This is a genomic window from Bradyrhizobium sp. 27S5, assembly GCF_037217225.1.
Lineage (GTDB): Bacteria > Pseudomonadota > Alphaproteobacteria > Rhizobiales > Xanthobacteraceae > Bradyrhizobium > Bradyrhizobium septentrionale.
The window spans coordinates 937624-952253 of record NZ_CP147714.1 but is presented as its reverse complement, the minus strand read 5'-3'; the positions used below and the strand labels follow the sequence as shown (position 1 = coordinate 952253).

Below are 14630 nucleotides of genomic sequence, written 5' to 3'. Positions count from 1 at the left end.
CCTGCCAGTATCACCGCAGGCTGACCGCCAAATGCGGCGTTACCGTGCCATGACGATGCCAAATAGGTGAAATTGTCCCGAAACGGCCCGAAAATCAGGCCGCGGCGGCAAGCTCATAGGCTTCCTGGATGTCGGCGACGATCTCATGGGCCGTCCACAGCGCCCCCGGCTGGACCGAGTGCAGGCTGACCGTCCAGTTGGTGCGCCGGGTCCGCGGCGTGCTGACGATGTCGAATTCGACCTGACGGCACAGCGGATGCCGCTGCAGGGCGTAGAAGACCCGGGTCCGGAGCTCGTCGAGCGATGCCGGGGTCTTGTCCAGATCCTTGGCCAGATCCTTGGCGAAAAGCGCCTCAAAAGCCATGTCGCATTCCCACAACTGCCGGGCGGCCGGCCGTGGCGGCAGACCGTCCCATGGCGCCATTGTTGGGACTGGCATGGTTAATGCCGCGTTAAGCGGACAGGCGGGACTTGAGCGACAGCTGGGTCTGGTATCAGGCGAGCCGCACCCGCACGCTCGCCGCCTCGTACTCCGCAACCGTCTGCGCCACGAGATCGTCGACGCCAAGCACTCCGGTCACCCCCGAGGTGGAATGACCACCGCTCCAGACGTCGCGCCAGCGTTTCGGGCGGCTCTCGCGGGCGCCGATGTCGATGTCCTTGCCGATGTCGATCGCGCCCCGCGTCGGAAGGTCGTCGGGATCGAGACCGGCGGCCTCGATCGAGGGCCGCAGCATGTTGGTCTGCAGGCCGGTGAACGCCGTCGTCAGCAGGATGTCGTCGGCAGAGCTGTCGACCAGCATCTGCTTGTACCTCGCGTCGGCCATGCTCTCGCGCGTCGCGATGAACTTGGTGCCCATATAGGCTAGATCGCAGCCGAGCGCCTGCGCGGCGCGCAGGGCGTGGCCGTCGCTGATGCCGCCAGCAAGCACGATCGGGCCATCGAAGAAACCGCGCACCGCGCGCACAAACACGAACGGATTGAGCCAGCCGGTCTGCCCGCCGGCACCCGCGGTGAGCAGCACCAGCCCGTCGGCGCCGGCGGCGGCCGCGCGCTCGGCATGGCGGATCGAGGCGACATCGGCGAACACCAGCGCGCCGGCATCATGCAACGGCGCGAGAACCGGTGCGGGCGAACCGACCGAGGTGATCACGAGCTCGACCTTGTGCCGCAGCAGCACAGCGAGATCCTGCTGGAGCCGCGCATTGGAGCGGTGCACGATCAGGTTCGGGCAAATCGGCGCCGCCGCCTTGCCGTTCGCATCGGCATGCGCCTGCAGGCGGCGCTCGATCTCGCCGAGCCAGGCATCGAGCTGTTCCGTCTCACGGCAATTCACCGTCGGAAACGAGCCGATCACGCCGTTGCGGCAGGCCGCTACCACCAACTCGACGCCCGACACCAGAAACATCGGCGCCGCGATCAGCGGCAGCCGAAGGCGATCGCGAAAACGCGCAAGAAGATCAGCGGACAAGTTGTTTCTTCCGTGCAGCCTTGTGTTAGCGTTGCCCGCAACATTGGCACGAGAGAAGCCAAAGACAAAGGCGGGAGGAAGAACAAGATGAGCAATCCGCTCTATGCATTTCCGGCGGTCTGCGAGCAGACCGTGCGGGCGCTGGCGCGCTATCCGTCGCGCACGGCCTTCGCCTGGCCGGGCGGCTCGCTCAGCTATCAGGGCGCGACCGACCTGATCGGACGGATGCAGAGCGTGTTCGTGCGGTTCGGCTTTGCGCCGGGCACCCGCGTCGCCTTTCTCACCGCCAACCGCGCCGACACCTGGTGCGCCGGCGTCGCCGCACAATTGTCGCGGCTTGCGATCACCTGGCTGCATCCGCTAGGCTCGCTCGACGACCAGCTGTTCCAGATCGAGGATTCCGAGGCCGAGATGCTGATCGTCGACGGCATCACGTTTCGCGATCGCGGCGGCGAGCTCGCGGCCAAAGCGTCCGGGCTGAAGACCGTGTTCACGCTCGGCCCGGCAGATTACGGCGCCGACCTGCTGCAGGCAGTCGAAGGTACGGGCAGCGCAAGCCCGAAGAACTTCGCCCTTGCGGACGACATCTCGACCTTGAATTACACCGGCGGCACCACCGGCAAATCCAAGGGTGCGCTGCGCCATCATCGCGAATATGGCGGCTTCGCCGCCGCCATCCTCGCCGACTTCGAAATCCCGGAGACGCCGCGCTATCTGACGGTGGCGCCGATCAGCCATGTGGCCGGCACCAAGGTGCTGCCGACGCTGATGCGCGGCGGCACCGTGCACATGCTCAAGGGCTTCGATCCGGAGGCCGTGTTCAAGACCATCGCGCGCGAGAAGATCAACTTCACGCTGTTCGTGCCGACCATGATCTATGTGATGCTGGATCATCCTGCGCTCGACAAGACCGACCTCTCCTCGCTCGAGCTCCTGCTCTACGGCGCGTCCGCGATGTCGCCGAGCCGGCTGGTCGAGGGCATCGAGCGGATTGGCCCGGTGTTCTCGCAGCTTTACGGCCAGACCGAATGCTATCCGGTTTCGGTCCTGCGCAAGGCGGATCACGATCCGAAGACGCCGGAGCTGTTCCTGTCCTGCGGCTTCCCGATCGCCGCCTGCCAGGTCAAGATCCTCGATCAGGACGACCAGGAGGTCGCGACCGGCGAGGCCGGCGAGATCTGCGTGCGTGCCACGCATGTGATGGCCGAATATTGGAAACGGCCCGACATCACGGCCGAAACGCTGAAGAGCGGCTGGCTGCACACCGGCGACATCGCCCGCATGGATGAGCGCGGCTACATGTTCATCCTCGACCGCAAGAAGGACATGATCGTCTCCGGCGGCTTCAACATTTTTCCGCGCGAGGTCGAGGATGTGCTGTCGCAGCACGCTGACGTTGCGATGGTCGCGGTCGTCGGCGTGCCCGACGACAAATGGGGCGAGGCCGTCACCGCCGTCGTGGTGGCGCGCGAGGGCGCAACACCCGACGCCGACGAACTGATCGGCCTGGTGAAGGCGAAGAAGGGCTCGGCGCATGCACCGAAGCAGATCCAGTTCGTCAAGGAGCTGCCCATGACCGGCGTCGGCAAAGTCGACAAGAAGGTGCTGAAGGCCCGCTTCTGGACCGGCCGCGACCGCATGGTGGGGTGAGCACCGCGGCGCGCGCAAAACCTATCACCGTCATCCTGAGGAGGCCGCACAGCGGCCGTCTCGAAGGATGCACGGCCCCAGCCGGGCCGTCGACCCTTCGAGGCTCGCTCCGCTCGCACCTCAGGGTGACGGGGAGAGGCCGCCGGCGGCGGCACATTCCGCGTTACTCCTTGCGCCGGTCGAGACGCGCAAGGAAGCCGCGAACCAGCGTCGCGATCTCGTCGGTCGCTTCGTCGAGCGCGAAATGTCCCGCATCCAGGATGTGTACCTCGGCTCCCGGCACATCGTCGGCATAGGCGGTTGCGCCGGCGACGGTGAACGACGGGTCGTATTTGCCCCAGACGACGAGGGTTCGCGGCTGCGCCTCGCGAAGCCATTTCTGCCATAGCGGGTACGAGGCAAGGTTTGTCCGGTAATCCAGGAACAGCGTGGTCTGGATGTCGGCCTGGCCCGGGCGGGACAAAAACGCTGCTTCGTCGACCCACAGATCCGGATCGTAGCGTTCGGGATGCGGGCTCGTTCCGACATGACGCTGGCGCGTCGCTTCGAAGGACGTGAAGTTGGCCTTGAGCTTGTCGACTTCGTGCGCCGGATCCGCCCAGAATTTCCTGCGCGCTTCCCAAAGCGGGCCCAAGCCCTGTTCGTGGGCGACCGCGTTCTGGACAATGATCGCGCGGACTCGTTCGGGGTGCGCAAGCGCCAGGCGAAAGCCGACCGGCCCGCCATAGTCTTGCATGAACAGCACATAGTGCGCGAGCCCGAGCTTTGTCGTGAACTCGCTCGTCACGCGGGCGAGGTTGTCGAAGGTGTATTCGAAGCTGGACGGCGCCGGCGCGCTGCTGTTGCCGAACCCCGGATAGTCAGGGGCAATCACGTGATATTTGTCGGCGAGAAGAGGCAGTAACGGCTCCCACATCCGCGATGAGGATGGAAAGCCGTGGAGCAGCAGCACGGCCGGTGCGTCGGCGGGCCCCGCCTCGCGGTAGAAGATGTTGACGCCCAGGATATCCACCGTGTGATACGAGATCGACCGTCGACTCGATTGCAGGTCGCTTGCCGAGGCCTGCATGGCCAAGCCGGCCAGAGCGGCAGACATCGCTATTCGGGTGGGCATCTTCATAAGGCAGCTCCTGCGTGGTGCTCGGCGTTCTTCGACGTGATGTGAGCAACACCGATCACGCGCGCATCCTTCCCGCCCAGCCGTCACGCGCAGATCACGTTTCCGACATTGTCGGCCACGCGCGACCGCGGCCGGGCCGTTGCCCTTCGAGACGCCGCGCAAGCGCGGTTCCTCAGGGTGACGGAGAGAGCGTGGAAGGCGTGTCGCGACTGTCGGCGCTGGTGGCGGCGGTACGCTGACCAGCCCCCTGCCCCAGTAACTGATCGAGCCGCTCGCGCAGCTGATCCTGGTGGTAGGGCTTGGCCAGCCGCGGCAGGTCGACCTGGATGCCGTCGGGCAATTCGGCATAGCCGGTGGCGAGCAGGACGGGAAGTTGCGGCCGCAGCTTGCGTGAGGCCGCGGCGAGCTCGATGCCGGTCATGCCGGGCATCACGTGATCGGTCATCATCAGGTCGATCTCCTGGTCGCTCCTGATGATATCGAGCGCATGCGGTGCGGAATTGGCGCCGATCACGCGATGGCCGAGGTCCTCCAGCATCTCCATGGTGGACATCGCGATCAACGGATCGTCATCGACCAGCAGGATCACCGCCGAGCGCTTGACGGTCTGCGCCGCAGGCGCCGGGCTCTCGGCCTCCGGCGCTGCGGTTGCGACCGGCAGCACCAGCGCGGCCGTGGTGCCCTTGCCGACCGCGCTCGACAGCTGCAGCGCGCCGCCGAGCTGCACCGCGAGCCCATGCACCATCGACAGGCCGAGCCCGGTGCCCTTGCCCACCGGCTTCGACGAGAAGAATGGCTCGATCGCCCGCTTCAGCACATCCGGCGACATGCCGGTGCCGCCGTCGACCACCGACAGTTTCAGGTAATTGCCCGGCTGCAGGGCCGGATCGTTCTTCGCCTGCAAGGCCGCGAGACTGATCTCGATCGTGCCGCCATCCGGCATCGCATCGCGCGCATTGATCGCAAGGTTGAGCACCGCGAGTTCGAGCTGGTTGGTGTCGACACAGGCCGGCGGCAAGCCGGCGGGAATGTCGAGCCGCAGCATGACGCGCGGTCCAAGCGAGCGCTCCAGCAGATTGCTCATGTCGCGCACCAGCGCGCCGAGATCGACCGGCACCGCGCGCAGATCCTGCTGCCGCGCGAATGCCAACAGCCGCTGCGTCAGCGAGGCGCCGCGCTCGGCACCCTGCAGCGCGCCGTCGACCAGCCGTCGCAGGCGCGGATCCTCCGGCATCCGCTTGCGCAGCAGGTCGAGATTGCCCATCACCGCCATCAACAGATTGTTGAAGTCGTGCGCGACGCCGCCGGTGAGCTGGCCGATCGCCTCCATCTTCTGGGCATGGCGGAGTTGCTCCTGCGCCCGCTCGCGCGCGGCGACCTCCTTCATCAGGTCGGCGGTGCGCTGCTCGACCCGCTGCTCCAGCGTCGCGGTGAGTTCGGCGAGCGCGGTGCGCTCGGCGGCGAGCTGCGCCAGCAGCGCCTCGCGCTCGATCTCGGCGGTCTTGCGCGCGGTGATGTCGGAGCAGACCCCGACCAGCGAGCGGATGCTGCCGTCGGGCCGGCGCACCGCGCGGGCGCGGACGTCGAGCCAATGCTGGCTGCCGTCGGGCCAGATGTTGCGATATTCGATCCGGTAATCCGCGCCGGTGCGCAGCGTCTGCTCGACGATTCCGCTGCGGCGGGCGCGGTCGTCGGGATGCACCGCGTCCAGCAGCTCCGGATAGGTGAAGGGATCGCCGGGCCTGCGCCCGAAAAATTTCTTGCAGGTCGGCGACGCTTCGAGCTCGAAATCCGGCAGATGAAGTTCGAGCGCGCCGAGATGGCCGGCATCGAGCGCGGTCTGCAACAGGCCTTCGCTCTCGGTCAGATCCTCCAGGATCTGGCGGGTCTGGTACTGGCGGCGGCGACCGCGCACCGCCGCGGCGACCAGGCTCACCAGCGTGCTCGGATGAAACGGACGCTCGACGAAGGTGACATTGCCGAGCACGCGGCCGAGTCGCGCCGCCTCGGGATTGCGCTCGGGCCCGCCGCCCTCGCTCATCAGCACGATCGGGAAATCCGACCATGACGGCTGCTCGTTCAACCAGCGCGTCAGGCGGGCGAGGTCGGCGCTCCGGATCGCCTCATCGGCAATGATGGCAAGGCCCGCCCCGCTTGCGACCTGGCGCTCGAGCTCGGCGAGATCGCCGCAGATATTGGCGTAGTAGCCGGCTTCCTTGATCAGATGGGCCGTCTTGACGGCGTCGCGCTCGCTTGCGGCAAGGATGACCGCGCGTTCCGAGGACGGGCCGGGCCTCATCGCGACCGCCCCTGCGACTGCCGAGCTTCACCACGAACCGGCGCCACGTCACACCGCCGCCGGGCGGCCATGGCCACGATACCGGCGGTGGGATCGATACGCATCATGGGGCCCCTCACGGGAGCGAAACTCGCTGGTGCTGCCAACCGTTCCCGGGAAGCCGGTTTATTTTTGCTGCAAGGGCAGCCGCTTGGCAGCGGTTCCTTGCGCTAGCGCCGCTCGATCACCAGGCTCTGGACCGCCCGGCCGAAATAGCCGCGCTGGTCGGCGAGCCGCGACATCGCAAGGCCGGCGCCGTCAGGCCCGATCCAGGATTCGCCGTCGAGCAGAATCCAATCGCCGACCGGCTCGCGCGCCAGGCTCACTGTGAGGTCGGCGTTGATGAAGGTCCATTGGTTGAAATCGAGCGCCGGCGAGGTGCCATTGGAGAAATCCGAGGCGACCACCGCGCGCATCGCCTGCGAGACGGCGGCGCCCGCGATCAGCGGACGGTCGACGCGGAACCAGATCGCGCCGGGGCCCATCACGCCGAAGCGACCGCGCGCAGCCCGCATCGAGATGCATTTCACGAACGGACTGTTCGCAAGGTTGCCAGGCTCGACCATGCATTCGTCGGGTCCCGGCAGATCGACCGGAAGTGCTGCGACATCAGGCGGCAGCTCGGCCGCCTGCTGCTTGATCTTCAGCACACTGGCCGAGACCACGACGACACCGTCGGCGAAGAGCCTGACGCCGCAGAGCTGGATCTTGCGGCCGTCGCGCAGGATCTCACTCTCAATCGTCAGCGGCGCCACCGGCACCGGACGCATCAGGTCGATCGTGACGCGCGCGATCCGCATCGGCACCGGCGTTGGGATGGCCTCGGCAGCCCACACCACGAGCGCCGCCGGCGCGGAGCCGTGCTGCATCCGCGGATCCCATGGACCCGCGGCGTCGGGACTGGTGACGACGCGGTCGCCGTCAACGCGAAAGATCGGCTCCATCAGAGCGCCGGATCGACCGCTTCGTCGTACTCTTTCTTGAAGCGCGCGATCAGCTCGGCGGCAGGCACCACCTTGGAAATGCTGCCGACGCCCTGGCCCGAGCCCCAGATCTCCTTCCAGGCCTTCGGCTTGGCGCGCTCGCCGGACGAATCGGTGCCGAAGCTCATCTTCGAGGGATCGGAGGTCGGCAGGTTTTCTGGATCCATGCCGGCCGCGACGATCGACGGCTTCAGATAGTTGCCGTGCACGCCGGTGAACAAGTTGGAATAGACGATGTCCTCGGCGGACGAATTGGTGATCATGCTCTTGTAGTTCTCGACCGCGTTCGCTTCCTGCGTTGCGATGAAGGCGGAGCCGACATAGGCGAAGTCGGCGCCGATGATGCGCGCGGCGCGGATGGCGCGGCCGTTGGCAATCGTGCCCGACAGCGCAATGGGTCCGTCGAACCACTGCCGTGTCTCCGACACGAACGGGAACGGCGAGAGCGTGCCGGCATGTCCGCCGGCGCCGGCCGCGACCAGGATCAGGCCGTCGGCGCCCTTCTCGATCGCCTTGTGCGCGAACTTCTGATTGATCACGTCGTGGAAGACGATGCCGCCCCAGCCGTGGACGGCCTGATTGAGCTCCTCGCGCGCGCCGAGCGAGGAGATGATCATCGGCACCTTGTGCTTCTCGCAAAGCGCCATGTCGTGATCGAGCCGGTTGTTCGACTTGTGCACGATCTGGTTGACCGCGAACGGCGCCGACGGCCGCTCCGGATGGGCCTTGTCATAGGCGGCGAGCTCTTCCTTGATTCGGTACAGCCATTCGTCGAGCAGTTCCGGCGGCCGCGCGTTCAACGACGGAAACGAGCCGACCACGCCGGCCTTGCACTGGGCGATGACGAGGTCGGGCACGGAGATGATGAACAGCGGCGCCCCGATCACGGGAAGAGACAGGCGGCCCTTGAACAGAGCAGGCATGGACATTGGGTGCGGATCCTCGGGTTGATCGTTGGTCTCGATTGCTGACCGTCATTCCAACAAGAATCTTTCCAGTGTCAAGTATTGCGTTATGGCGCTGCAAAATGAATGACAAAACCTCATCCAGGCACGGCATTTTTTAAAGGCGTCTGGCATCCCAGACGTGGTTTTGCCCGCCTTATTGGCAGATCGCCCGTGTCACGAAATTTTCGGTCTTGCAGTCGTTCGGGCCGCGCTTGTGGCCGGGCAAATAGACCAGCGGCGAGCATTTCTCGAAGGCGTCGGTATCGATGCCCTTTCCTTCCCGAAACCCCTTGCTCTGGCACAGCCGGTCGGCGCCGATCTTGCAATCCGGCGCATCGTTCGACGCCACCACGCAGGCCGCGCGTCCGGTCACCACCGTCGAGGGGCGCGCGATATTCGACAGGTCGTTGATGGTCTCGCCGGGGTTCTTCAGCGCCGGCAGCGCCGACTTCGACTTCTCGAACAGCTTTCCGATTTCGTTGATCAGCCCGGGATTCTCGCGCTCGACCGGCGCCGGCGGCAACTCGATCTGTTGCGGCCAAGATTCAACAGGCTGTTGCGCGGGCGACTGCACGCCGAGCGCGGTCTGCGCAAGCTTGAGTGATCTTGGTCGATCAAAAGCGCGGATACACAATCTTCCAACCGGTTGCCGCATAGAGCCGATCAAAGTTGTCGTCCAGGCCCGCCGTCATTCCGTAGGAGATTGCCGTGATCGACCGGACTGGCTGTCTTGCTTCGAAATAGAACTCGACCGATCCTCCCTTTCCATTCTCGAAATAGCCCTGACGCCTCGGGTAGGGTGTATCGCTGCCAAAAAGAAAGAGCCATGCCCGCAGCAGAATGGACATCTGCGCACGCGCGGCGACCGATCCGGGAGGCTCTTCCGCCTCGTACTGAAATCGAATGCCCGGAAACGCATCCGACAGACGGTGCATGACCTCCTCCTCGGGTCCCAAAGGACCACGGTCAGGACGCCCTATCGTGCCGGTCAAAGCCATACAGGTCAGCGTACGCGAAACCCTCCCATCGGCAAAGACGGTCGGTTTTCTTGAGCATGGTTGTTTCGGAAAACCGCGTCACAATTTTCCGGATCATGCTTTAGATCAGCTTGAATGCGACGACAAAGCCCAGCACCAGCACGATCGCGCCGATCGCGACCCACAGGCCGAGCCGCTTCTCGAGCTCCGCGCGGATGACATCGCCATAGCGGTTGAGCAGCACCGCAACGAAGAAGAAGCGGCCGCCGCGCGCGACGATCGAGCACAGGACGAACAGCCAGATGTTGTAGCCGGCAAAGCCCGAGGTGATGGTCACGAGCTTGTAGGGGATCGGCGTCAGCCCCTTCAGCAGGATGATCACGGCGCCCCATTCGGCATAGGAGGCGCGGAACGCGTCGACCTTGTCGGACAGGCCGTAAAGATGGATCAGCCACTGCCCGAGCGAGTCGTAGAGCAGCGCGCCGATCGCGTAGCCGAGCACGCCGCCGGCGACAGACGCAACCGTACAGACCGTCGCAAACCACCACGCCCGCTTCGGCCGCGCCAGCGACATCGGCAGCAGCATGATGTCGGGAGGGATCGGGAAGAAGGAGCTCTCAGCGAACGAGACGGCCGCGAGAATCCAGAGTGCGTAGGGCTTGTCGGCCGCCTCGACGCACCAGTCGTAAATCCGTTTCAACATGGGCGCGATGAACCATCATGGAGCGGATTTGTCCATGCCGGGATTGGGCTGATTTGGGACGATTTGGGGCTACCGTTTACGCAGCCGGTTCTCCAGCGCGACAATTCGGCGCCGAACCACCGGGACGGGCGCGGTTTTGGGCAGCTTGACCGGCGACTTCGGCAGCTTCTCGGCCATCCCGAGTAGCCGCTCGCGCCGCTCCATCTCGCGCCAGACGTCCTCCGGCTTGACGCCGGCCGACGCCCAGAGAACGGTGAGGTTGTAGAACAGGTCGGCGCTTTCACGGACCACGGCATCCGACTTACCGGCGACGGCGTCGATCACGACTTCGATCGCTTCCTCGGCTAGCTTCTTGGCCATCTTGGCCGGGCCGCGCTGGAACAGCCGCGCCGTGCGCGACGTTGCCGGATCGAGATCCTTGGCCGCGATCACCGCCTGGTAGAGCCGATCGATCGAATCACTCATCCTTCGAACCTAATCGAAACGCGTCGCCAGCGTGTTAACGGCGCTCATGAAAAAATCCACCGGCCTGAGGCCGGTGGATTGATCGTTTGTGACAGTTCTGAGAACCGCCGGCAGTCTCAGTACGGCGTATAGGGCAGCTGCGACCGGCGCCCGTAATAGCCGTGGTAACCATAGGGTCCGCCGCCATAGTAGACCGGGCCGCCACCGTAATAGGCGGGGCCACCGCCGTAATAGGCCGGGCCGCCGTCGTAATAGCCGTACGAGTCGTAGTAATCGCGGCGGCTCTGGGTCGCGGCGATCGCGAGACCCGTGCCGACGATTCCGGCGAACGCGGCCGCGGCAGCCGCGCCACCTCCGCCATAGTAGCGACGGCGCGCGCTGATATCGGTCGCGCCGCTGGTGCCGTGCGACGTGGTCACAGCGGCCGCCTTGCCCGCCGCAGCCGAGCCTGCGAACGCCATCGTCGGCTCAACGGCCGTCAGCGCCACAGCAGCAACCGTTGCCAATGTGGCTGCGCGGCCAATGGACGAAAAAACACCTTTTCGCGCAAACATTGCAGTCATCCTTTATGGAAGCCGGCCCGACGGGCCCTGGTTAGCTAACCAGTCCCTCCAGATTAGGTTCCCCAAACCGAATGCAAGCTGAACAACCCTAGGCGAAAACAAGGCAGTCATCGGCCATTCACCTTGCCTGGGGCAAAATGCCTGCAAATAACGCTTGAAATTGCACGTTGCCCTGGCGCATTCGATGCCATGAAGCAGGCGCGCCGGCGCGGCACTTTGTCTCGCCTCCCGGATGTCATGATGCAGGTAACTCGGACCACCGTTCTCCGCTGGATACTGGCCGGCATGATCGGCCTCGCGGGCGGCGCGTGGCCGGCCGTCACCCCGCTCCGTGCCAGCGACCAGCCGCCGCCGCTCGCCATCCAGTTCACGCTCGACCGTCCGCTTGATGCTGCCGCCGCGCCGTTCGTGATGGCGCAGGCCGGCGGCCTGTTCAGCGCCGAGGGGCTTGCGGTCGGCACCAACGTCGCCACCAGCTCCGCGGACGCGATCGCGCGGGTCGCCGACGGCTCGAGCGACTTCGCGCTGGTCGACATCAACACGCTGATCCGCTTTCGCGACAAGCCCGGTGCGGCGCCCGTCAAGGCGGTGCTGGTGCTGTTCAACCAGGCGCCCTACGCGATCATTGCTCGCAAGAGCCGCGGCATCAATGCGCTGACCGACATCCAGGGCAAGAACCTCGGCGTCGCCGAGGGCGACCTCTCGATCCTGTTCTGGCCCGCCGTCGCCAAGCAGAACGGCATCAAGCTCTCGAGCGTGAAGCAGAACACGATCAGCGCCGCGGTGCGCGAGCCGATGCTGTCCGCCGGACAGGTCGACGCCGTGACCGGCTTCTCCTATCTCTCGGCGATCAATTTACGGGATCGCGGTGTGCCGGCCGACGATCTCGCGGTGCTGCGCTTCGCCGACTATGGCTGCGAGGCCTATGGGTTTGCCGTCATCGTCAGCCCGCGCCTTGCCGCGGCGAAGCCGGATGCGGCGAAAGGTTTCGTGCGCGCGGTGATCGGCGGCACCAACCTCGCCATCAAGGACCCGGGGCGCGCCGCCGGCGAGGTGGTGAGCCGGATGGATGGCGGCTCGCGCGATCTGGAGCTCGAGCGGCTGCGCGCCATCATCCGCGACAACATCCTGACCGGCGAGGTGAAGCGCGACGGCATCGGCGGCATCGAGGCGGAGCGCTTCGAGCGGTCGATCGATCAGCTCGCGGAGGATTTCAAATTCCAGAAGCGGCCGCACGCCGCCGACATCTTCGACGACCAGTTCCTGCCGCCGATCGACGGCCGGCTTGTGAATTGAGGACAGCTCTCCGTATTCGTCATGCCTGGGCAAAAGCGCGAAGCGCGTCTTCGCGCAGACGACCCGAGCATCCACGTCTTCGGTGATCGCTTGCGAGAAAGACGTGGATGGCCGGGTCCATAGGCGAGCGGAAGCGACGCCGTCCTTCGGACGGCTACGGGCGAGCGGAAGCGACGCCGTCCTTTGGACGGCTCTGCCCGGCCATGACAGAGCGTGATGTACTTCCGCCCGCTGGCCCTGCATCGCGAACCCTGATTAAATCGCGTCCCGCCTGACCGGGCGTCCACCGCTTACGAGTCCCGCCGGCATGTCCATGCTCCGCCTCTATACCCGCGTCCTCGAACTGCTCGGCAAGGAGGCGCGGCTCGGCTGGATCCTCGCCGCCGCCAACGTGCTGCTCGCCGGCGCGCAATTCGCCGAGCCGGTGCTGTTCGGCAAGATCGTCGACGTGCTGTCGGGCCGGCCGGTCACCGGACTGTTCGCGACCTCCTCGGCATGGCCGCTGCTGATCGCATGGGCAGCGTTCGGCCTGTTCACGATCGGCTGCAGCGCGATCGTCGCGTTGCAGGCCGACCGGCTGGCGCACCGCCAGCGCCAGGCGGTGCTGACCGATTATTTCGAGCACATCATGCAGCTGCCGCTGACCTTCCACTCCGGCACCCATTCCGGGCGGCTGATGAAGGTGATGCTGAACGGCACCGATGCGCTGTGGCGACTCTGGCTCGGCTTCTTCCGCGAGCATTTCGCCGCCATCATGTCGCTGATCGTGCTGCTGCCGCTCGCGCTCTACATCAACTGGCGGCTGGCAATCCTGCTGTTCATACTCTGCGTCGTGTTCACCGTGCTGACCACGCTGGTGGTGCGCAAGACCTACGGCATGCAGAGCGAGGTGGAGGCCTATTACAGCGACCTGTCGGCGCGCGCCTCCGACGCGCTCGGCAATGTCGCGCTGGTGCAAAGCTTCGTGCGGATCGACTCCGAGGTGCAGGGCCTGCGCTACGTCGCCGACAAGCTGCTCGCGGTGCAGATGCCGGTGCTGTCATGGTGGGCGCTGGTCACCGTGATCACCCGCGCCTCGACCACCATCACGGTGCTCGCGATCTTCACCGTCGGCATCGCGCTCCACAACGAGGGCCTCACCACGGTCGGCGAGATCGTGATGTTCGTCTCGTTCGCCACCATGCTGATCCAGAAGCTCGAGCAGGTGGTGAGCTTCATCAACAACGTGTTCATGGAAGCGCCGCGCCTGCAGGAGTTCTTCGACGTGCTCGATGCGGTGCCGGCAGTGCGCGACCGGCCCGGCGCGGTCGATCCCGGACGGCTGTCCGGCCTGGTGGAGTTCAACAACGTCTCGTTCTCCTATGACGGCAAGCGGCCGGCGATCGAGGATCTCTCCTTCACCGCATTGCCCGGCCAGACCATCGCGCTGGTCGGCTCGACCGGTGCCGGCAAGTCCACCGCGATTGCGCTGTTGCATCGCGCGTTCGATCCGCAATCCGGCATCATCAAGATCGACGGGATGGACATCCGCGCGCTGAAGCTGACGGCGCTGCGGCGGAACATCGGCGTGGTGTTCCAGGAGGCGCTGCTGTTCAACCGCTCGCTCGCCGACAATCTGCGCGTCGGCAAGCCCGATGCGACCGACGAGGAACTGCGTACCGCCGCGGCGCGGGCGCAGGCGCTGGATTTCATCGAGCGCAGCGACAAGAAATTCGACACCCATGCCGGCGAGCGCGGCCGTATGCTCTCCGGCGGCGAACGTCAGCGGCTGTCGATCGCGCGTGCGCTCTTGAAGGATCCGCCGATCCTGATCCTCGACGAGGCGACCAGCGCGCTCGACGCCGTCACGGAAGCCAAGGTGAATGCCGCTCTCGATGAAGTGATGAAGGGCCGCACCACATTTGTGATCGCGCACCGCCTGTCCACCATCCGCCACGCCACCCGCATCCTGTTGTTCGACCAGGGACGGGTGATCGAAAGCGGAACTTTCGATGAACTGGTGGCGAAAGGCGGGCGTTTTGCCGAGCTCGCGCGGGCCCAGTTCATGGTCCATGAGCAGGCACGCGCCGGCATCGAGACACCATAATTCCGGCTTTCCAATTGAGGCGGCTGCCGA

The 14630-nt window shown here is 65.6% G+C and carries 14 protein-coding genes; 3 read left to right on the top strand and 11 right to left on the bottom strand.

The window, feature by feature from the left end:
- Positions 1–94: 94 nt before the first annotated feature.
- Together WDM24_RS04570 and WDM24_RS04565 are read right to left on the bottom strand one after the other, a co-directional pair.
- On the bottom strand, positions 95–364 hold the full coding sequence (locus WDM24_RS04570) for a hypothetical protein (protein WP_051345929.1): 270 nt from the start codon (positions 362–364) through the stop codon (positions 95–97).
- A 130-nt stretch (positions 365–494) separates the two neighbouring features.
- Complete coding sequence (locus tag WDM24_RS04565; RefSeq protein ID WP_338830587.1) at positions 495–1472, bottom strand: nitronate monooxygenase; 978 nt, start codon at positions 1470–1472, stop codon at positions 495–497.
- Positions 1473–1559: 87 nt separating this feature from the next.
- Between WDM24_RS04565 and WDM24_RS04560 the strand changes: the two genes are divergently transcribed.
- Complete coding sequence (locus WDM24_RS04560; RefSeq protein WP_338830586.1) at positions 1560–3122, top strand: AMP-binding protein; 1563 nt, start codon at positions 1560–1562, stop codon at positions 3120–3122.
- 163 nt (positions 3123–3285) lie between these two features.
- Here the strand turns inward: WDM24_RS04560 and WDM24_RS04555 are convergent, their stop codons facing one another.
- The 9 genes from WDM24_RS04555 to WDM24_RS04515 form a co-directional block, all read right to left on the bottom strand.
- The gene (locus tag WDM24_RS04555; protein WP_414645809.1) at positions 3286–4191 is read right to left on the bottom strand and encodes an alpha/beta fold hydrolase; all 906 of its coding nucleotides are present in this window, start codon (positions 4189–4191) and stop codon (positions 3286–3288) included.
- Positions 4192–4414: 223 nt separating this feature from the next.
- On the bottom strand, positions 4415–6541 hold the full coding sequence (locus WDM24_RS04550) for an ATP-binding protein (protein WP_338830584.1): 2127 nt from the start codon (positions 6539–6541) through the stop codon (positions 4415–4417).
- A 209-nt stretch (positions 6542–6750) separates the two neighbouring features.
- Positions 6751–7524, bottom strand: a complete 774-nt coding sequence (locus WDM24_RS04545; protein ID WP_338695601.1) for a thioesterase family protein — start codon at positions 7522–7524, stop codon at positions 6751–6753.
- The gene (locus tag WDM24_RS04540; protein WP_166302287.1) at positions 7524–8492 is read right to left on the bottom strand and encodes an NAD(P)H-dependent flavin oxidoreductase; all 969 of its coding nucleotides are present in this window, start codon (positions 8490–8492) and stop codon (positions 7524–7526) included. The genes WDM24_RS04545 and WDM24_RS04540 overlap by 1 nt, the downstream gene beginning before the upstream one ends.
- Before the next feature lie 172 nt (positions 8493–8664).
- Positions 8665–9033, bottom strand: a complete 369-nt coding sequence (locus WDM24_RS04535) for a hypothetical protein (protein WP_338830583.1) — start codon at positions 9031–9033, stop codon at positions 8665–8667.
- Between the two features lie 91 nt (positions 9034–9124).
- Positions 9125–9445, bottom strand: coding sequence for a hypothetical protein (locus WDM24_RS04530; protein WP_166302285.1), 321 nt, complete (start codon positions 9443–9445; stop codon positions 9125–9127).
- A 163-nt stretch (positions 9446–9608) separates the two neighbouring features.
- Positions 9609–10190, bottom strand: coding sequence for a YqaA family protein (locus WDM24_RS04525; RefSeq protein WP_029077657.1), 582 nt, complete (start codon positions 10188–10190; stop codon positions 9609–9611).
- Between the two features lie 69 nt (positions 10191–10259).
- Positions 10260–10655 carry a phosphoribosyl-ATP diphosphatase gene (hisE, locus tag WDM24_RS04520; protein ID WP_166302282.1) on the bottom strand — a complete coding sequence of 132 codons (396 nt, stop codon included), beginning with the start codon at positions 10653–10655 and terminating at the stop codon, positions 10260–10262.
- A 116-nt stretch (positions 10656–10771) separates the two neighbouring features.
- Positions 10772–11209 (bottom strand): hypothetical protein, encoded by a 438-nt coding sequence (locus WDM24_RS04515; RefSeq protein WP_166302279.1) that lies wholly within the window; start codon positions 11207–11209, stop codon positions 10772–10774.
- A gap of 249 nt (positions 11210–11458) precedes the next feature.
- Between WDM24_RS04515 and WDM24_RS04510 the strand changes: the two genes are divergently transcribed.
- The gene (locus WDM24_RS04510) at positions 11459–12514 is read left to right on the top strand and encodes an ABC transporter substrate-binding protein (protein ID WP_338830582.1); all 1056 of its coding nucleotides are present in this window, start codon (positions 11459–11461) and stop codon (positions 12512–12514) included.
- Positions 12515–12821: 307 nt separating this feature from the next.
- Positions 12822–14600: a glucan ABC transporter ATP-binding protein/ permease gene (locus WDM24_RS04505; RefSeq protein WP_338695596.1), complete on the top strand. Its 1779-nt coding sequence runs from the start codon at positions 12822–12824 to the stop codon at positions 14598–14600.
- The last annotated feature ends 30 nt before the right edge of the window (positions 14601–14630 follow it).